At 64.3% G+C, this 19,423-nt stretch carries 18 protein-coding genes; 14 read left to right on the top strand and 4 right to left on the bottom strand.

Going from position 1 to position 19,423, the window contains the following annotated elements; all coding sequences use genetic code 11:
- The first annotated feature begins 2 nt into the window (after positions 1–2).
- The 5 genes from LB554_RS25780 to LB554_RS25760 all read left to right on the top strand — a co-directional run bounded on the left by LB554_RS25780 (position 3) and on the right by LB554_RS25760 (position 4,395).
- Complete coding sequence (locus tag LB554_RS25780) at positions 3–524, top strand: RNA pyrophosphohydrolase (protein WP_015315203.1); 522 nt, start codon at positions 3–5, stop codon at positions 522–524.
- Positions 525–621: 97 nt separating this feature from the next.
- Positions 622–1,761 (top strand): alanine racemase, encoded by a 1,140-nt coding sequence (alr, locus tag LB554_RS25775; RefSeq protein ID WP_224587610.1) that lies wholly within the window; start codon positions 622–624, stop codon positions 1,759–1,761.
- Positions 1,762–2,036: 275 nt separating this feature from the next.
- Positions 2,037–2,459 (top strand): nucleoside diphosphate kinase regulator, encoded by a 423-nt coding sequence (rnk, locus tag LB554_RS25770; protein WP_224587627.1) that lies wholly within the window; start codon positions 2,037–2,039, stop codon positions 2,457–2,459.
- Between the two features lie 14 nt (positions 2,460–2,473).
- Positions 2,474–3,016 carry a nucleoside-diphosphate kinase gene (locus LB554_RS25765; RefSeq protein WP_140790032.1) on the top strand — a complete coding sequence of 181 codons (543 nt, stop codon included), beginning with the start codon at positions 2,474–2,476 and terminating at the stop codon, positions 3,014–3,016.
- A gap of 122 nt (positions 3,017–3,138) precedes the next feature.
- Complete coding sequence (locus LB554_RS25760; RefSeq protein WP_224587609.1) at positions 3,139–4,395, top strand: D-amino acid dehydrogenase; 1,257 nt, start codon at positions 3,139–3,141, stop codon at positions 4,393–4,395.
- 60 nt (positions 4,396–4,455) lie between these two features.
- On the opposite strand, the gene LB554_RS25755 is transcribed toward LB554_RS25760, so the two are convergent.
- From LB554_RS25755 to LB554_RS25745, 3 genes are all read right to left on the bottom strand, one after another.
- A complete protein-coding gene (locus tag LB554_RS25755; RefSeq protein ID WP_224587608.1) occupies positions 4,456–6,600 on the bottom strand; it encodes a phospholipase D-like domain-containing protein in 2,145 nt (714 codons plus the stop codon).
- Positions 6,597–7,040, bottom strand: coding sequence for a hypothetical protein (locus LB554_RS25750; protein ID WP_224587607.1), 444 nt, complete (start codon positions 7,038–7,040; stop codon positions 6,597–6,599). The genes LB554_RS25755 and LB554_RS25750 overlap by 4 nt, the downstream gene beginning before the upstream one ends.
- A gap of 190 nt (positions 7,041–7,230) precedes the next feature.
- Positions 7,231–8,112, bottom strand: a complete 882-nt coding sequence (locus LB554_RS25745; RefSeq protein ID WP_224587606.1) for a LysR family transcriptional regulator — start codon at positions 8,110–8,112, stop codon at positions 7,231–7,233.
- Between the two features lie 159 nt (positions 8,113–8,271).
- On the opposite strand from LB554_RS25745, the gene LB554_RS25740 reads away from it, so the two are divergent.
- On the top strand, positions 8,272–9,768 hold the full coding sequence (locus tag LB554_RS25740; protein WP_224587604.1) for a CoA-acylating methylmalonate-semialdehyde dehydrogenase: 1,497 nt from the start codon (positions 8,272–8,274) through the stop codon (positions 9,766–9,768).
- Between the two features lie 236 nt (positions 9,769–10,004).
- Positions 10,005–10,310 (top strand): hypothetical protein, encoded by a 306-nt coding sequence (locus LB554_RS25735; protein WP_015315212.1) that lies wholly within the window; start codon positions 10,005–10,007, stop codon positions 10,308–10,310.
- A 25-nt stretch (positions 10,311–10,335) separates the two neighbouring features.
- On the opposite strand, the gene LB554_RS25730 is transcribed toward LB554_RS25735, so the two are convergent.
- A complete protein-coding gene (locus LB554_RS25730; RefSeq protein ID WP_051041241.1) occupies positions 10,336–11,028 on the bottom strand; it encodes a GntR family transcriptional regulator in 693 nt (230 codons plus the stop codon).
- Positions 11,029–11,097: 69 nt separating this feature from the next.
- On the opposite strand from LB554_RS25730, the gene LB554_RS25725 reads away from it, so the two are divergent.
- The 7 genes from LB554_RS25725 to LB554_RS25695 all read left to right on the top strand — a co-directional run bounded on the left by LB554_RS25725 (position 11,098) and on the right by LB554_RS25695 (position 19,411).
- Positions 11,098–11,991, top strand: coding sequence for a dihydrodipicolinate synthase family protein (locus tag LB554_RS25725; RefSeq protein WP_224587600.1), 894 nt, complete (start codon positions 11,098–11,100; stop codon positions 11,989–11,991).
- 19 nt (positions 11,992–12,010) lie between these two features.
- Positions 12,011–13,348 (top strand): NAD(P)/FAD-dependent oxidoreductase, encoded by a 1,338-nt coding sequence (locus LB554_RS25720; RefSeq protein WP_224587599.1) that lies wholly within the window; start codon positions 12,011–12,013, stop codon positions 13,346–13,348.
- Positions 13,349–13,362: 14 nt separating this feature from the next.
- Positions 13,363–14,364, top strand: coding sequence for a 4-hydroxyproline epimerase (locus LB554_RS25715; protein ID WP_224587598.1), 1,002 nt, complete (start codon positions 13,363–13,365; stop codon positions 14,362–14,364).
- Between the two features lie 335 nt (positions 14,365–14,699).
- Positions 14,700–15,602: a branched-chain amino acid ABC transporter permease gene (locus LB554_RS25710; RefSeq protein WP_015315217.1), complete on the top strand. Its 903-nt coding sequence runs from the start codon at positions 14,700–14,702 to the stop codon at positions 15,600–15,602.
- Between the two features lie 4 nt (positions 15,603–15,606).
- Positions 15,607–17,202, top strand: a complete 1,596-nt coding sequence (livM, locus tag LB554_RS25705) for a high-affinity branched-chain amino acid ABC transporter permease LivM (protein WP_015315218.1) — start codon at positions 15,607–15,609, stop codon at positions 17,200–17,202.
- Complete coding sequence (locus tag LB554_RS25700) at positions 17,202–18,683, top strand: ATP-binding cassette domain-containing protein (RefSeq protein WP_224587596.1); 1,482 nt, start codon at positions 17,202–17,204, stop codon at positions 18,681–18,683. Before livM ends, LB554_RS25700 begins: the two co-directional genes overlap by 1 nt.
- Complete coding sequence (locus LB554_RS25695) at positions 18,683–19,411, top strand: ABC transporter ATP-binding protein (RefSeq protein WP_015315220.1); 729 nt, start codon at positions 18,683–18,685, stop codon at positions 19,409–19,411. The genes LB554_RS25700 and LB554_RS25695 overlap by 1 nt, the downstream gene beginning before the upstream one ends.
- Positions 19,412–19,423 lie beyond the last annotated feature (12 nt).

Genomic DNA, 19,423 nt, shown 5'->3' with positions numbered 1-19,423 from the left:
TGATGCCGCAGACGAAAAAAGTCGACCGCGAAACGCTGCCCTACCGACCCTGTGTCGGGCTGATGATCCTCAATGGCGAGGGGCTGGTCTGGGTCGGGCATCGCATTGCCGAACCCGACAGCGAGTTCGCCGGCACGACGCAGCTCTGGCAGATGCCGCAAGGCGGCATCGACAAGGGCGAGGAGCCGTTGCAGGCCGCCGAGCGCGAGCTCTACGAGGAGACCGGCATGCGCAGCGTCTCGCTGTTGGCAGAAGCGCCGGACTGGATCAACTATGACCTGCCGGACCATCTGGTCGGTATCGCCTTCAAGGGGCGGTATCGCGGCCAGACGCAGAAATGGTACGCCTTCCGCTTCCATGGCGATGCCAGCGAGATCCAGATCAATCCGCCGCCGGGCGGCCACACAGCCGAATTCGACAAATGGTCATGGCAGCCGATGCAAGACCTGCCCGACCTGATCGTGCCGTTCAAGCGCAAGGTCTATGAAGAGGTGGTGGGGGCGTTCCGTCACCTTGTGCCATAGCTGGACGGGCTCCGGCCGCGGTTCAAACGCCCGCGGTTGCCGCGCCGGTTCGACCGCCTTATTGATTTGATGTCTGTCCGTCACAAGAAGGGCCGCCATGTACGACGCCCCCAAAAGATCACTGCCCGAGGAAGCCGACGCCCCGAGCGAGGCTGCTGCCGGGGCTATCCTCACCATCGATCTTGGCGCGATCCGTGAAAATTACCGGCGACTGAAGGCGCGGCTGGGCGGCGTGCGCTGCGCGGGCGTGGTCAAGGCCGACGGCTACGGTCTGGGTGCGAGCCAAGTGGCATCGGCGCTGATGAAAGAAGGCTGCGACATCTTCTTCGTCGCTCTGCTGGCCGAAGGAATCGCGCTCCGCAAGGCGATCGGGGCCGGACCCGAGATCTATCTGCTGAACGGTCTGCCGCCAGGCTCCGAGGGGGAAGCGGTCGCGTCTGGTCTCTGCGCGGTCATCAACAGTGGCGCACAGTTGAGAGCCTGGCGCGCGGCGGCCCATCGCGTTGGCCAAAAACTTCCGGCCGCGATCCAGATCGACAGCGGCATGTCGCGACTTGGCATGGCGCCGCCCGAAGTCGAGGCCATGGCCGGCGACACCGCCGCGTTCGATGGCATCGCCATCAGGTATGTAATGAGCCACCTGGCCTGCGCCGACGAGCCGCAACATCCCGCCAACGAACAGCAGCGGCGGGCCTTCGAGCGGTTGCGTGCCATGCTGCCCGGGGCACCCGCCTCGCTCGCCAATTCCTCCGGCATTTTTCTGGGACCCTCCTACCATTATGATCTCGCCCGCCCTGGCGCCGCGCTCTATGGCATCAATCCGACGCCTGCCGAACCCAACCCGATGCTGCCCGTGGTGCGGCTGCAGGCCAAGGTGGCGCAGACGCGCAGCGTCGAAAAGGGCACCGGCATCGGCTATGGCCACACCTACCATGCGGAAGGGCCGCTCAGCCTGGCGACGATCTCGTTCGGCTACGCGGATGGCTGGCTGCGCCGGTCCGCGTCGGCCGCCTGGTTCGAGGGCGCGCGCCTGCCCTTCCTCGGACGCGTGTCGATGGATTCGATCATTCTCGACATCTCGGCCTTGCCGCCCGGCAAGCTTCGCGAAGGGGATCTCGTCGAACTGCTCGGCCCTTCGCAAAGCGTCGACGACGCTGCCGGCCATGCCGGCACGATCGGCTACGAAATCCTGGCCAGCTTCGGAACGCGGTTTCACCGGCGCTATGTCGGCGGCTGAGCGGTTTGGCCGCGCTTGACAAGCGGACGCCTGTCGGCAAGGTTCGGCGAATGAGCAACCTCGCTTATAGCACAACCTTGTTCAGGGTCTGCCCGATCGCGGGATCGTAGCCCCGGCGCGGCCGCCTTCCGGCGTCCGTCCGTACCGGGGCATCTATACATCCACAATCGCCATCAAGCCGAACAGCCCTTCGCGGCTGCCGGCCTTTCATCACGCCGCCGCCAGTGCGGCGGCAGGCGCGCATCCGTTCGATGCGCCGATCCATGAGGTTTGCCATGCAACATGCAAAAGAACTGCGTCCAAACAGCCATATTCTGATCAGCGAAGCCGACCATGACAGGCTGACCGGCCTGGCGAGGGCGTTGCTCGATCGCGCGCCCGAGACGGCCGAGGAGCTGCTTTCGGAAATGGACCGGGCCGTCGTCACGAACGCGGCGGCGCTGCCGGCCGGTGTGGTGCGAATGGGCTCGACGGTTATGGTGCGCGGCGAAAGCGGGGACATCCAGCGCATCATGCTGGTCTACCCGGGTGAGGCCGACATAGCCGAGAATCGGATCTCGGTGCTGACGCCGATGGGAACCGCGCTCATCGGCGCGAGCGTTGGGCAGGCGGTTTGCTGGAACGGTCGTGGTGGTCGGGAACTGTCCGTGACCGTCCAAGCCGTCGATACGCCGGCTTCCGGCCCGCAACGAGCTTGATGGCGGAGGCGGTGATGACGAGCACGAATTGCTGCCTGACGACGAAGGACTTTGCCGTTCTCGAAGTCATGCTGGAGCGCCGGCGGGCATTCGCGGATCCGATCGTGCGCATGCTCGAACACAAGCTTTCACGCGCCGATGTCGTGCCGATCGATTCAGTCGGCCCCGACATCGTCACGCTGAACAGCAGGGTAGTGTTCGGCGTCGATACCGGTCCCGCGGAGACGCGAACCCTGGTGCAGCACGAGGTGCGCGGGCCGGTCGGCTCCAGCCTGTCGGTCGCAACGAGGCGCGGGCTCTGCATGCTTGGCATGGCGCAAGGCCAGACTGCAATGGTCGAACACGCCGACGGCCGGCGGGAGTCGATCCTGATCCGGGCCGTGCTTTACCAGCCGGAGGCTGCCCGGCGCACGGTCAGGCAGAAACACCAGGCTGACGCGCAGCGACCGCACGGGCTCAGGCTCGTCTACAGTGCCGCAGCCGATTGGAGGCCTCTTGGCGAGACGGCCGGAATGCGGCAGACAGAAGACGACGACCCCGGTCCCTCGGCGGCGTGAATGGGCAACAGCGCGTGGTCTCGAAGATCGGCATCGATTTTCGCTCGGGATCATGCGCAAATCGAAAATACGGCTGCGTCCACGGGCGTCCTGAGGACGCTCGGCGCGGCAAGGAGTGAATGATGAAAATCATGGTGCTGGGCAGTGGCGTGATCGGGGTGACCACGGCCTACTATCTCGCCGAGGCCGGCCACGAGGTGACGGTGATCGACCGCCAGAAAGGGCCGGGGCTGGAAACCAGCTTTGCCAATGCCGGCGAGATTTCGCCCGGCTATGCCTCGCCTTGGGCCGGCCCCGGCATCCCGCTCAAGGCGATCAAGTGGCTCTTGATGAAGCATGGTCCGCTGGTGGTGCGGCCGGCCTTCGATCCGCACATGTGGACGTGGCTGGTCAAGATGCTGCGCAACTGCACCGCCGAGCGCTACGCGATCAACAAATCGCGCATGGTGCCGCTGGCGGAATACAGCCGCGACACGCTGAAGGCGCTGCGCGAGGCGACCGGCATCGCCTATGACGAGCGGGCGCAGGGCACGCTGCAGCTGTTTCGCACGCAAAAGCAGCTCGATGGCACCGGAGGCGATGTCGAGGTGCTGAAGAAATATGGCGTGCCCTATGAGGTCCTTGATCCCGACGGCTGCATCGCGGCGGAACCGGCGCTGGCCGGGGTGCGTGAAAAATTCGTCGGCGGCCTGAGGCTGCCGGGCGACGAGACCGGCGACTGCAAGATGTTCACCGATAGGCTGGCCGAGCTCTGCGTGGCGCGCGGCGTCAAGTTCGAATACGACACGACGATATGGCGCGTCATCCGCAGCCGCAACCGCGTCAACAATATGAGCACCAGCAAGGGCTGGCTGACCGCCGACGCCTATGTGATGGCGCTGGGCAGCTATTCGGCTGGTTTCATGCGCCGGATGAAGCGCCCGATCCCGGTCTATCCGGTCAAGGGCTATTCGATCACGGTGCCGATCAAGGACGCCGCCGCCGCACCGGTGTCGACGGTGATGGACGAAACCTACAAGGTCGCGATCACCCGGCTCGGCGACCGCATCCGCGTCGGCGGCACGGCCGAGATTTCCGGCTTCGACCTCAGGCTGCATGAATCGCGCCGGCGCACGCTCGAACACTCGGCCGGCGACCTGTTTCCGGGAGCCGGCGCGATGCGCGATGCGACGTTCTGGTGCGGGCTGCGGCCGATGACGCCGGACGGACCGCCGCTGATCGGCCGCACGGAGTTGTCCAATCTCTATCTCAACACCGGCCATGGCACGCTCGGCTGGACCATGGCCTGCGGCTCGGCCAAAGTGCTGGCCGACATCATCTCCAACCGGGTGCCCGACATCGACGTGCGTGCCTTGGCACAGGAGCGTTACCTGAAATAGCCGCCGCGCGTCTCGCGCTTTGTTCTTTGCTTATATCGTTGCCCCGGAACCGGGGCGATATCAGAACGCCTGCCTGACCCACGCCTCGTCGAACAGCAGCCGGTAGGCCCACGGGATCGTCACATTGGTGGCGACCGGGTTCGAGTGGGCGAGGTAGTCGTCATAGACCGGCTTCATCCTGGCATAGAAGGCGCGGTCGAGCACCATCATGCCGTTCTCCGAATCGTGGAAGAAGCTGCGGTTGTTGAGGTTGACCGAGGAGATGGCAACCAGCCTTTCATCGATCATCATGATTTTGGAATGCAGCACCACGTCAGGCGCCTTGAACTCGCGGATATCGATACGGTCGCCATATTTCTCGACGAACAGCTTGTTGAGCGCGGTGAGAATTCTGCCCCCGATATCGCCCTTGAGGTCGATGCGGCCGACAACGTCGATCCTGACGCCGCGGGCGAGCGCCCGGTCAAAAGCCTTGGCGAGGCTCGGCGTCAGATTGAGGTAGGGGTTGACGATCTGGATATGGTGCCGGGCGGCATCGACCAGTTCGACGAAATAGGCCTCCAGCGCATGGTCATCCTCATAGGGCATCGAGATGAAATGCCGGGCATTGCCCCGGGGGCCATCTCCGCGGACCGGGATGGAGAAGGGGCGCGCCAGGTTGGTGTCGGCGTCGCGCAGCCATATCGTCGACAGCTGCGCGGCGAGCGTCTCGACCGTCGCCCGGTCGGCGAACTCGATGTCGAAGTCGCTCCAGTTCGAGTAGTAATTCAGCGAAAACCCGTCGGTCTTGCCGTATTGCTCGAGGTCCGGATAGCGCGACAGATCGATCGGCTGGTGGAACAGGAAACCGTCATGGATGTTGCGGCCGCCGATGATGACGCGCGAGCGCGCGGGGTCCTGCGCCAGCGTGGCCAACATCTTGACATGATGGGCCCTGTGCAGTTGTGAAATCTGCTCGTCGATCGGCGCGCCGTGGTCCGCCCGCCAGCGATATTCCTGCAGCTCCACATTGGGGAATTCGGCGGCCAGCCGGTGCAGCATGGCGTCGTCCTTTTCGCGCTCCAGCACGTCGGTGACTATGATGCGCACCTTGGTGCCAAGCGCTGCATGATGGCGGATCAGCCGTTCGATGACGCGCCCGGAAAAGTCGGCCTTGAATTCCAGCGAGGACAGATAGATCAGCTTCAGCCTTGGCGCCTTCGAGAAATCGAGCGGCAGTTCCGGATCGCCCTTGTCTATTGCCGCATTGGACAGCGGCGCGCCCATCAGCGCCTCGACCTTGGCGTTGAAGCCGTCGCGCGACTTGCGCAGCAGCCTGGGCTCGCCGATCGGCATGGCGCAGGTCTGCGACAGCCAGCGGCTGGCATAGAAGGCGCGCTCGAGCGCATCGAGGCCTGCATCGCCGGGGACTGGGCAGCGCTGGTAGCGGCTGTCCAAGCTGGCAAGCGCCGGATCCGCGGTTTCTTCACGCCGGATGGTGAGCGGTGTACCGGTGGGCGCAAGGCTGGAGCGGATCCTCGCCGTGCACCGGTTCAGGCCGTCGCCCGGGAACAGGCTGACCGTGTCGTCCCCGCCGGAGAGGTGAAAGCCGAATGCCGCGCCGGCGGCGATGGTGCGTGAGGCTCCGCCAGCGCGGAGCGCCAATGCGCCGTCGCAACTGCCTTCGATGTCGGCCGGCTGTTTGCCCGCCTGGCGTACGACGATTTCGGTGCTGCGTGCCTGCAAGCCGGAGAAATCGAAAATCCTGGGGGCCGAGGGCCGCGCTGCCGCATCGATATAGAGCGTCTGCCGCGACACCCGCCAGCGGCCGTCGAAATAACCGTCGCCGCTGCCCCCACCGGTCGGCGGCAGATGAGCGTTGGCGACTGGTCCGGCCAGGTGCTGGAGCGTCGAATAGGTCGCCTGGAAATCGCGGTTCTGGACATCGAGGCGGTTGCGCCCGAAGGGGCCCGTGCCGTTGGCGCGGTCCATGGCGCCGAGCTGGTGGTGGGCGAGCAGTGCCAGGAACCGTCTTTCATAGTCGCTGCCGCCGTCATTGCCGAAGAACTGCTCAGTCGCGACCCGCGACCCGGGCGTGCCAGCCGACAGCGAGGGCCGTGCGCAAGCCTCCTGCCCGGCCGATAGGTCGCAGGCATTGCGGCCCGCACCGCAGCCGGCAAGGGCGGCCAGCCCGAACAGGGCGAGGATGGCCGTGCGGATGTTCACCCCGTCGCCTCGGCCTTCATGACGCTCAACTGCGCCGGGTCGCGGGGCGGCATGAAACCTTGCGGGAAAACCTTGCAGACAGGGATGGCGAAGGTGGCGATCAGCAGGTCCGCCTTGCCGCGCATCTTGCCGGGCGCCGTCATGTCATCGCGGATAGCCCTCGCCGAGGCGACAAGGGCGCCGTCGCAGTCGCAATGGTTGCGGCGAGCGATGTAGCAGGCATCATGGGTTCGGCAAACGGCGTCGAGGCGATCGACAGGCCGGGCCGACAGATCGCCGGTGCGGGTGCCGGGACCGCAGTAATTGCCGATGACGAAAGGCGAGGGACGCGCCATGGCATAGCGGATCGGTTTCGGCAATTCGGCTTCCGGCACTTTTGTCCATGGGTTGGCGCATGCGGAGACGAACAGCAGCGGCAGGATGGCAAGAACGGCTCGCATGTCTATCCGCGCCAGCTTTCTGAAAGATTTCCCCACCCCGACCTGTCCCATGGCCGGCGACCGCACGCCTGATGCCACACTGGTCGGTTTTGTGGCAAGGAAAAGGCGGCGTGCGTGATCCAGGCCCGCGCTATTGTGATGTCGGCACCCTGCCTGAAGGGCGCGAAACCCGCAGGCATTTGGGGGCAAGTCAGGTAAACAGCCCCCGCTCCCGTTCCACCGCCTTGGTGATGAAGGAGGCAACGATCTGGACGCGGCGCAGCGGTCTCACCGATTCGTGATAGACCAGCCAGTAGGCGCGGCGGATGGGCGCGACCAAATCGACGGCCACCAACTCCGGCATCGAGCGGGCGACGAAGGTGTGCAGGATGCCGATGCCGGCGCCCGAGCGCACCGCTTCGGCCTGGCCGAGTGCGGAGGAGATGGCAAAGCTGGTCCGCCAATCGGCGCTGAATTCGGCGGCGTAGTCGAGCGACGGGCTGACGATCAGGTCAGGCACATAGCCGATGAGGGTGTGCTGGCCAAGCTCGGCGGCGGTTTTGGGCAGGCCATGCGCGTCGACATAGCCGCGGGAGGCAAACAGCCCGAGCGAGTAGTCGACCAGTTTTCCCGCCACCAGCCGGCCTTCGGTCGGCCGCTCGACGGTTATGGCAATGTCGGCCTCGCGTCGCGACAGGGAGAAGGAGCGCGGCACCGGGGCGAGCTGGATGGTGAGTTCGCGGTGCTGGGCGGTGAGTTCGCCCAGCCGCTTGGCCAGGAAAGCGACGCCGAAGCCGTCAGGCGCGCCGATGCGCACGGTTCCGGACACGTCGTCGCCTTCGCCCGATATGGTCGAGCGGGCGGCGATCATGTCGCCCTCCATGCGCTCGGCGATGTCGAGGAAGCGCTCGCCGGCCGGGGTCAGTTCGCTGCCGGTGGTCAGCCGGCGGAAGAGTTTCGTGCGTAACGCGTCTTCAAGGGCCGCGATGCGGCGCGAGACCGTGGCGTGGTTCAGCTCCAACCGCCTGGCGGCGCCAAGGATCTGGCCGGCCCGCGCCACGGCGAGAAAGATGCGGACGTCATCCCAGTTCATGGCGTTCCCCTGATGGAGATCTCGGGCGAGTATTTGCGAGAATTGATGCTCACGCGTCAATCGATATCTATTTTATGCACAACGGTTGCGTTCTCCCTCGCGTTGCCATCGGCCGGCCAAAGGCGGACAATGCGACATCACAACCCAGGGAGAGAAATCATGATCGACTACGGTCATTTCATCGGCGGCAAGCGTGTCGCCGGCACCAGCGGCCGCAAGCAGGACGTCATGCAGCCGATGGACGGCACGGTGCGCGGCACGGTGGCGCTGGCCTCGCAGGCGGAATTGCGCGCGGCGGTCGAGAACGCCAAGGCCGCACAGCCCAAATGGGCCGCGACCAATCCGCAGCGCCGCGTGCGCGTGCTGATGAAGTTCCTCGAACTGGTCGCCCGCGACTATGACGAACTGGCCGAGATCCTTGCGCGCGAACATGGCAAGACCATCGCCGACGCCAAGGGCGACATCCAGCGCGGCCTGGAAGTGGTCGAGGTCTGCATCGGCGCTCCGCACATGATGAAGGGCGAGTTCACCGACGGCGCTGGCCCCGGCATCGATGTCTATTCGATGCGCCAGCCGCTCGGCGTCGTCGCCGGCATCACGCCGTTCAATTTCCCGGCGATGATCCCGCTGTGGAAGATCGCGCCGGCGATCGCCTGCGGCAACGCCTTCATCCTGAAGCCTTCGGAGCGTGATCCGGGTGTGCCGATGCGCATTGCCGAACTGTTCATCGAGGCCGGTCTGCCGGCCGGCATCCTCAATGTCGTCAACGGCGACAAGGATGTCGTCGACGCCATCCTCGACGATCCCGACATCAAGGCCATCGGTTTTGTCGGCTCGACGCCGATCGCGCACTACATCTATTCGCGCGGCACGGCGGCCGGCAAGCGCGTGCAGTGCTTCGGCGGCGCCAAGAACCACATGATCATCATGCCCGACGCCGACCTGGACCAGACCGTCGACGCACTGATCGGCGCCGGCTACGGCTCGGCCGGCGAGCGCTGCATGGCTATCTCGGTGGCTGTTCCGGTCGGCAACGACACCGCCAACCGGCTGATGGAAAAGCTGATCCCGCGCGTCGAAAGCCTGAAGGTCGGTCCCTCGACGGATTCGGCAGCGGATTTCGGCCCGCTGGTTACCGCCCAGGCGCTGGAGCGCGTCAAGGGCTACGTCGACACCGGTGTCAAGGAAGGCGCCAAGCTTGTCGTCGATGGCCGCGGCTTCAAGATGCAGGGCTATGAGGACGGCTACTATATGGGCGGTTGCCTTTTCGACAATGTCACGGCCGATATGCGCATCTACAAGGAAGAGATCTTTGGGCCGGTGCTCTCGGTGGTGCGCGCGCCGACCTATGAGAACGCCATCAAACTCGCCAACGATCATGAGATGGGCAATGGCGTCGCCATCTTCACCCGCGATGGCGACGCCGCGCGCGACTTCGCTAGCCGTGTCCAGGTCGGCATGGTCGGCGTCAACGTACCGATCCCGGTGCCGATCGCCTATTACACTTTCGGCGGCTGGAAGGCGTCTTCCTTCGGCGACCTCAACCAGCATGGCCCGGACGCGTTCCGCTTCTACACCAAGACCAAGACGGTTACCTCGCGCTGGCCGTCCGGCATCAAGGACGGCGCCGAGTTCGTTATCCCGACGATGAATTGACCGGACGCTTTTTTATCTGGTCTTCCTCGCTGCAGGGCGGATGAGAAGATCGATTTAACCTGAGGCCTAAGTCCCCGGACTTAGGCCTTTTGTTTTTGCAAACGCTAATGTGATGGAACCGGTGGGGGATTGCGCGACTTAGGGCTGCAATCCTGCCGTGGAGGAGGCGCGGCAGACAACCAGGGCGCCGACGGCGGGCCGGTGGCATTGCATCGTCCGGCGCAAGGAGGTGTCAAATGACACGACGTCTTACGGCGACAATGTTCGTTGCGGCGATGGCGATGTGCTCGTGCGCTGCTCAGGCAAATGCAGCTGGGCAATGCGCGCCACGCGCCGATATCGTGAAGGCGCTCGGCGAGAACTTCCACGAAAGCGAAGCCGGGCGCGGCCTGATCAACCCCAATGTGGTCCTCGAGGTCTTCGTTTCGGAACAAGGCAGCTGGACGGTCCTGGCTTCCGATACGAAAGGCCAGAGTTGTATCCTGTCGGTTGGCGAAGGCTGGGACAGCCCGACACTCAAGGCGGCCTTGCCGGGCGCCTGAGCGATTTGCCTTCGCGCTCTTGCAACTAGCGCGTGGCGGCGACCTCGGCATGGCCGCGCAGCAGTGCCATCAGTTTCTTGGCGTCCTTGGCGGCGCCTTCCTCATCGCCGTCCAGGATCGAGCGGATCAATGCAACATGGTGCTCGGCGGACTCCGCCAGCCCGGTGTCGGCCTTGTAGCGGAACCAGAAGCGGCGGCTGTGGGTCTGCAGGGGGGCGGCCAGCCGGGCGGCGAACGGGTTGTCGGCGGCCAGCGCCAGCGCCTCGTCAAGCGCCTTGTCGGCCTGGATGAAGGCGAGCACATTGCCTGATATCACTGCTTTCTGCATGGCGAGCGCCGCCTCGTGGAACAGGTCGGCGGCCTCGCGGGTGACGAAGCGTGCGGCCGAACGGGCGAGCACCACCTCGACGCCGCGCCTTGCGTCGAGCACGCGCAGCCAGTCGCCGGGGTGCAGTGGCGCGATCGCGATGCCGGCGCGGGGCCTGACGTCTAGCAATCCCTCCCAGGCCAGCCGCTGGATCGCCTCGCGCACCGGCGTGCGGCCGAGCGCCAGCCGCTCGATCAGGGACCCCTCGGTGACAAAACTCGCCGGGGCCAGTTCGAGCGTGACGATCATGTTTTCGAGGACGCGATAGGCCTTGGTCGCCGCGGGCTCCGACACGATGCTTGCTTCCATGGATATCAAAGGCTCTCTCCTGATATATCTAGAATATATCATAACAGGTTCCGCATTGACAGCAGCTTTCCTAGCAGATATACGTCTGATATATCAGATGGAGAGATAGCTATGTGGACCGGAGTTTTCCCCGCCGTCACGACCAAATTCACCGCCGACGACCGGCTCGATCACGCCGAGATGGAGCGCTGCTTCAGCCTGCAAATGGATGCCGGCTGCGATGGCATCATCGTCTGCGGCTCGCTGGGCGAGGGACCGATGCTGTCGCCTGACGAGAAGATCGAGGTGCTGAAGACCGCGCAGAAGATCGCTGGCAAGAAGCCGGTGCTGCTGACGGTCAACGAGGCCGGCACCCGCGAGGCCGCCAGTATCGCCAAGCGCGCCGCCAAGGAAGGCGCCAATGGCCTGATGGTGGTGCCGAGCCCGATCTACCACACCAACGCGGAAGAGACGGTGGCGGCGCTGCGCGCAGTGGCGGAAGCCGGCGACTTGCCGGTCATGATCTATTCCAACCGACTCGCCTACCGCGTCGATGTAAGCGTCGACCAAATGGAGGAGCTGGCGTCGGACAAGCGCTTCGTCGCCATCAAGGAATCCTCTGACGACATCCGCCGCTCGACCGAGATCATCAACCGCCTGGGCAGCCGCTACGACCTGTTCACCGGCGTCGACAACCTGGCCTTCGAGGCGCTCTCCGTGGGTGCCATCGGCTGGGTGGCCGGTCTGGTCACCGCCTTCCCGCGCGAGACCGTCGCCATCTACCAGCTTATGAAGCAGGGGCGCCGCGAAGAGGCGCTCGCCATCTACCGCTGGTTCCGGCCGCTGCTCGATCTCGATGTCTCGACCTATCTGGTGCAGAACATCAAGCTTGCCGAAGTGTTCGCAATCAACACCAATGACCGCGTGCGCATGCCGCGCATGCCGCTGTCGGGCGAACGCCGCAAGGCTGTCGAGAAGATCATCAAGGATGCGCTGGCGGCGCGGCCGACACTGCCGCAGTTCTAAAGAGGGTGGCGGCAGCCAGATGAGAGGCAGCGCCCAGGTGCAAGGAAAGTCCAAATCGACAGACAAGGGGCGGCGCTCCTCATCCGCCCTGCGGGCACCTTCTCCCCGTGAACGGGGAGAAGGGAGAGACATCGCCATCGTCGGTGGCGGCATCATCGGCATTTGCGCGGCTGCCTTCCTTGCCGAGGCGGGACTGGACGTCACGCTCTTCGACCGCACGGGCATCTGCGAGGAGACGAGCTCCGGCAACGCGGCCGCCTTTGCCTTCTCCGACGTGCTGCCGCTGGCGCACAAGGGCATGATCCGGCAGCTGCCAAAATGGCTCGCCGATCCACTCGGCCCGCTCAGCATTCCGCCCGCCTACCTGCCGAAGCTGCTACCCTGGCTGATCCGGTTCTGGCGCGCCGGCGCGCCTGGAAAATATGAGGCGAGCCTGACGGCGCAGGCCGGCATGATGAAGCTTGCCGAGGCCGAATGGATGGATCTGCTCGATCGTTCCGGCACCCGGCCGATGCTGCGCGAGGACGGTTCGCTCGAACTCTACGAAGGCGAGGCCGAGTTCCGCGCCTCGCTGTCGGGCTGGGCGGCGCGCGAGCGCTTCGGCATCGGCTTCCGCCATGTCGAGGGCGAGAACCTAGCGGACCTGCAGCCGGGGCTGTCACCGCGCTTCGTCAAGGGCACTTTCGTGCCTGGATGGAAGACCGTCGCCGATCCAAAACTGCTCGGCAAGGCGGTGTGGGCGTACGCGCAGTCCAAGGGCGCCCGCTTCGAGATGGCCCGCATCGACTACGTCGCGGCGGATCAGGATGGCGCGACACTGACGCTGGCCGACGGCACGACGAGGCAAGCCGGTCACATAGTCATTGCGGCGGGCGCCTGGTCGCATCTGCTGACGCGGCAACTCGGCGATCGCATTCCGCTGGAGACCGAACGCGGCTACAACACGACGCTGCCGACGAGCGCCTTCGACGTGAGGCGACAGTTGATCTTTTCCGGCCATGGCTTCGTCATCACCCCGCTCGAAACCGGCCTGCGTGTCGGCGGTGCCGTGGAACTCGGCGGCATCGAGCGGCCGCCCAATTTCAACAGGTCGAAAGCGCTCTTGCGGAAGGCGCGGGAATTCCTGCCGGGGCTCGATCCCTCGGGCGGGCGCGAATGGATGGGGTTCCGGCCCTCCCTGCCGGATTCGGTGCCCGTCGTCGGCAAGGCGGCGCGAAGCCAGTCCGTGATCTACGCCTTCGGCCACGGCCATCTCGGCCTGACGCAGGCCGCGGCAACCGGGCGGTTGATCAGGGAATTCGTTCTGGGGCAGACTTCATCCGTTGATCTGGCCCCCTTCAGTCCACAACGGTTTTGATCTCGAGGAGCGACATGGCCAAGAAATCCTTCTTCTGCATCGACGGCCACACTTGCGGCAACCCGGTGCGGCTGGTCGCCGGCGGCGGCCCGCTGCTGCAGGGCTCGACCATGATGGAGCGACGGGCGCATTTCCTGGCCGAATACGACTGGATCCGCACCGGCCTGATGTTCGAACCGCGCGGCCATGACGTGATGTCCGGCTCGATCCTCTACCCGCCGACCCGTGAGGATTGCGACATCGCCATCCTGTTCATCGAGACGTCCGGCTGCCTGCCGATGTGCGGTCACGGCACCATCGGCACGGTGACGATGGCGATCGAACATGGGCTGATCAAGCCGAAGACGCCGGGTGTGCTGCGGCTCGACACGCCCGCCGGCCTGGTCATCGCGGAATACAAGCAGGTCGGCGAGTATGTCGAGGAGGTGCGCATCACCAACGTGCCATCCTTCCTTTATGCCGAAGGACTGGCGGTAGAATGTCCGGGGCTCGGCGAGATCACCGTCGATGTCGCCTATGGCGGCAATTTCTACGCCATCGTGGAGCCGCAGGCGAACTATCGCGATATGGCCGACTATTCCGCCGGCGACCTCATCGCCTGGAGCCCAGTGGTGCGGCAGCGGCTCAACGAGAAGTATTCCTTCGTGCATCCGGAGAATCCCGGGATCACCGGGTTGTCGCACATGCTGTGGACCGGCAAGCCGACGGTCGAGGGAGCCGATGCCCGCAATGCCGTCTTCTACGGCGACAAGGCGATCGACCGCTCTCCATGCGGCACCGGCACCTCGGCGCGCATGGCGCAACTCCATGCCAAGGGCAAGCTCAAGGCGGGGGATGCGTTCGTCCATGAATCGATCATCGGCTCGCTGTTCAAGGGCAAGGTTGAAAAGGACGTCACCGTCGCCGGCAAGCCGGCCATCATCCCTTCGATCGGCGGCTGGGCCCGCATGACTGGACTGAACACGATCTTCATCGACGACCGCGATCCGTTCGCGCTGGGTTTCGTGGTCAAGTAGGAGAATCCTGACCCTGCGGAAAGGAGTGTGACGAAAAAACGAACCGTGTCAGGAACGCAACGATTCCTCTCATCACCTAATTTTGACGGTGATTTCTTCGAAACGAAGCGCATGATGCGGCTCAATCGTCAAAGACATTGCGTTATGCCAATGATAGGGTCCGCGATAGTCCAGGGGCTGGGTGCGAAAAACGGGCGATCGGGAAGACGTGACTTGCAAACACGCGGAGCGGTCAAAAAAATCACGTTGCAATCCGGGCTCGAAACTTTACGACTAGGGGAAATACGAAAAGGAATGCGTCTGCATGGGCGACATTCCAGGGGAGCCATGTACACATGCAGTACTTTGTCCAGCAGCTTATCAATGGGCTGACGCTGGGATCGATCTATGGGCTGATCGCGATCGGCTACACGATGGTCTACGGCATCATCGGCATGATCAATTTCGCCCATGGCGACATCTTCATGGTGGGCGCTTTCACGGCGCTGATCGTCTTCCTCATCCTCGGCGCGCTGTTTTATTCGGTGCCCGTGGTCATCGCGCTGCTGGTCATGATGATCGTGGCGATGCTGCTCACCAGCCTCTACAATTGGACGATCGAGAAAGTGGCCTACCGGCCGCTGCGCGGTTCCTTCCGGCTGGCGCCGCTGATCACCGCCATCGGCATGTCGATCGCGCTGTCGAACTTCGTCCAGGTGACGCAAGGCCCGCGCAACAAGCCGATCCCGCCGATGGTCAGCCAAGTTTACAACATCAACGGCGTCAGCGTTTCGCTGAAGCAGATCATCATCGTCATCGTCACGGCTTTGCTGTTGGCGCTGTTCTGGTACCTGGTCAACAAGACCTCGCTTGGCCGGGCGCAACGCGCCTGCGAGCAGGACCGCAAGATGGCCGCACTGCTGGGCATCGACGTCGACCGCACCATCTCGATCACGTTCATCATGGGCGCCGCTCTTGCCGCTGTCGCCGGCACGCTGTTCCTGATGTACTACGGCGTCATCGCCTTCTCGGACGGCTTTACCCCCGGGGTCAAAGCATTCACGGCGGCGGTTCTTGGCGGCATCGGCTCATTGCCAGGTGCGGTGCTGGGCGGCCTCCTGATCGGCTTCATCGAGAGCATGTGGTCGGCCTATTTCTCGATCGACTACAAGGACGTCGCCGCGTTCTCGATCCTGGCAATCGTGCTGATCTTCCTGCCTTCCGGCATATTGGGCCGGCCAGAAGTCGAAAAGGTCTGAGACCATGGCCGTGACCGTATCTCCAGAGCGCGACACCGTCGCCAGCCCCATGCAGCGCGCGCTGCGCGAGGGCTTCTATGCCGGCGCCATCTCGCTTGGCCTGTTCGTGCTGTTCATCGGCCTCAAGACAGACCAGAACATCTCCAATGAACTGGTCCTGGTGAAGCGCTGGGGCCTCTTGGCCGCCGTGGTGATCGCCACGGCTATCGGCCGTTTCCTTTATGTCGCCTATGGTCAACCCTTCATGGCCAACCAGAAGATCGCCGATGTCGCCACCGGCCTGTTGCCGGCCAGTGCGGCGTCGCGCTTCTTCCTGTTGCCGGCGTTTGTCGTGGCGATCATCGCGGTGGTGCTGCTGTTCGTGTTCAACGGCTCGCTTCCCGGATGGATAGGAGCAGAGGCGGCCGGCTATCTGCAGTTCCTGCGCGCGCTCGCAATCATCTATGCGCTGGCCTGCGTGATCTACTATTACCGCGGCTTCATCCACGCCAACTTCACCAAGCTCGGCATTGCCGCGCTGGTGCTCTATCCGATCCTTGTCATCGTCGTGCTGTCGCTGATGTCGTGGTCGGTCGCCACCGGATTGCAGGGCTCGCTGAAATGGGTCGACAATTTCGGCATCCAGATCCTGATCTACGTGATGCTGGCCTGGGGGCTGAACATCGTCGTCGGCCTCGCCGGCCTGCTCGATCTGGGCTACGTCGCCTTCTACGCCGTCGGGGCCTACGCCTATGCGCTGCTTGGCACAACCTACGGCCTGTCGTTCTGGATCCTGCTTCCGGCGGCCGGCGCCATGGCCGCGTTCTGGGGCGTGCTGCTCGGCTTTCCGGTGCTGCGCCTGCGCGGCGATTACCTGGCGATCGTCACCCTTGCCTTCGGGGAGATCATCCGCCTGGTGCTGATCAACTGGCGCGATGTGACCAACGGTTCGGCCGGTATCTCCGGCATTCCGAAAGTCACCTTTTTCGGCCTGATGACCTTCAACGTCTCGGACCCCAACTACATCGCCAAGGTCCTGCACCTCGCGACCTCGAGCGCCTACTACAAGATCTTCCTCTATTACCTGATCCTGGCGCTTTGCATGCTCACCGCCTTCGTCACCATCAGGCTGAGGCGCATGCCCGTCGGGCGTGCCTGGGAAGCGCTGCGCGAGGACGAGATCGCCTGCCGCTCGCTCGGCATCAACACCACCACGACCAAGCTGACGGCGTTTGCCACCGGTGCCATGTTCGGCGGTTTTGCCGGGGCATTCTTCGCCGCCAGGCAAGGCTTCGTCAGCCCGGAATCCTTCGTCTTCCTGGAATCGGCCATCATCCTGGCCATCGTCGTCCTTGGCGGCATGGGGTCGCTGGTCGGCATCGCCGTCGCCGCGATGGTGATGATCGGCGGCACCGAGGCGCTGCGCGAGCTCGACTTCCTCAAACAGGTCTTCGGGCAAGACTTCACCCCCGAACTCTACCGCATGCTTCTGTTCGGCATGGCCATGGTCATCGTCATGCTGTGGAAGCCGCGGGGCTTTGTCGGCAGTCGTGAACCGACAGCCTTCCTCAAGGAGCGAAGGGCTGTCTCAAGCTCCTTCACCAAGGAGGGTCACGGCTGATGAATGCGAACGCACAAATGAACGACGCCATCCTGCAGGTCGATCATCTGTCGATGAAGTTCGGCGGCCTGGTCGCCATCGGCGACCTGTCCTTCACTGCCAGGCGCGGCGAAATCACCGCGCTGATCGGCCCCAACGGCGCCGGCAAGACCACCGTGTTCAATTGCATCACCGGCTTCTACAAGCCGTCGGAAGGCATGATCACGCTCAACCGGGCCGACGGCTCCAGTTACCTGCTGGAACGGCTGCCCAACCATGAGATCCCGGCGCGCGCCAAGGTGGCGCGCACCTTCCAGAACATCCGCCTGTTCTCGGGCATGACGCTGCTGGAGAACCTGCTCGTCGCCCAGCACAACAAGCTGATGAAGGCGTCCGGGTATACGATCCTGGGCCTGTTCGGCTTCAGCGGCTACCGCAAGGCCTCGGCCGAATCGGTGGAGCTTGCCAAGCACTGGCTGGAAAAGGCCGATCTCGTCGATCGCGCCGACGATCCGGCCGGCGACTTGCCCTACGGCGCACAGCGGCGGCTCGAGATCGCGCGCGCCATGTGCACCGGTCCCGAGCTTCTGTGCCTCGACGAACCGGCGGCCGGCCTCAACCCGAAGGAATCGGCGGCTCTCAACGAACTGCTGATGGGGATCAAGCACACGACAGGCACCTCGATCCTCCTGATCGAGCACGACATGTCGGTGGTCATGCAGATCTCCGACCATGTCGTGGTGCTGGAATATGGCCGCAAGATCTCCGACGGCAATCCGCAGTCGGTGCGCACCGACCCGCGCGTCATCGCTGCCTATCTTGGCGTCGACGACGAGGAGGTCGAGACCGTACTTACCGAAGTCGGCGACGAGGACGTCATCGAACAGCTCGACATCGGCCCCGATTCCGCGCATGGCCCGGGGACATCGTCGTCGTATCTGGCCGGGCCGGTGAGCGACACCGTCGGCCATAGCCAAGGCGAACGCGTAACCGTGTCGAAAGGCGCCTCGAAGGCAGCGCAGGTCGATGCCCGCGCCGCCAGCGTGGCAAGCAGGCCTGTTGCCCCGACACCGGCGCCGGCCAAGCCCGCCGCGAAGAAAGCGGCACCACGGAAAACGGCCGCCAAGGCGCCTGCCGCGAAGGCCGAAGGCGTTTCGAACCGCCTCGCTGCCCCCCGTGGCGGCAAGGCCGACAATCTGACCCGCATCAAGGGCATCGGCACGGTCAACGAGAAGAAGCTCAACGAACACGGCATCTTCCACTTCGACCAGATCGGCGCCTGGAAGAAGGCAGACGTCGAGGCGGTCGAGGCCTATCTCGCCTTTGACGGACGCATCGCGCGCGAGGAGTGGGTCAAGCAGGCCAAGCTGCTCGGCCAAGGCAAGGATACGGAATTCTCGCGCCGCGTCGATGCAGGCAAGGTGACGACCAGTCACGTGTCCGGCAAAGCCAAGGCGAGCACAGCCAAGCCCGTTCAGGGCAAGCGTGGAGGGGGCAAGTGATGGCCACGACAACGCTGCTCGATATCAAGGGCGTGGAGACCTACTACGGCAATATCCGTGCGCTGAACGGCGTCAATGTCAGCGTCAAGCAAGGTGAGATCGTGGCGCTGATCGGCGCCAACGGCGCCGGCAAGTCGACGCTGATGATGACCATCTTCGGGGCTCCACGCGCCCGCACGGGCACCATCACCTTCAACGGGACCGATATCACCCAGTTGCCGACACACGAAATCGCGCGCATGCGCATTGCCCAGTCGCCCGAGGGCCGGCGCATCTTTCCGCGCATGACGGTGATGGAAAACCTGCAGATGGGCGCCAGCCTCGACAACCTCAAATATTATGGCGAGGACGTCGAGAAGGTGTTCACGCTGTTTCCCAGGCTGAAGGAGCGCATCGCCCAGCGTGGCGGGACGCTGTCGGGCGGCGAACAGCAGATGCTGTCGATCGGACGCGCACTGATGGCGCGGCCGAAACTGCTTCTGCTCGACGAGCCGTCGCTGGGCCTGGCGCCGCTGATCGTCAAGCAGATCTTCGATGCCATTCGTGAGTTGAACCGCACCCAAGGGCTGACCGTATTCCTAGTCGAGCAGAACGCGTTCGGCGCGCTCAAGCTCGCCACGCGCGGCTATGTCATGGTCAACGGCAATGTGACGATGAGCGGCACCGGCAAGGAGCTGCTCGCCAATCCGGAAGTGCGCGCCGCCTATCTCGAAGGCGGACATCACTGAGTTCAGGAGACT

It is taken from the genome of Mesorhizobium sp. CO1-1-11 (assembly GCF_020164995.1).
Classification (GTDB): Bacteria; Pseudomonadota; Alphaproteobacteria; order Rhizobiales; family Rhizobiaceae; genus Mesorhizobium; species Mesorhizobium australicum.
The sequence above is the reverse complement of the archived record's forward strand: the minus strand, read 5'-3'. Positions and strand labels throughout refer to the sequence as shown.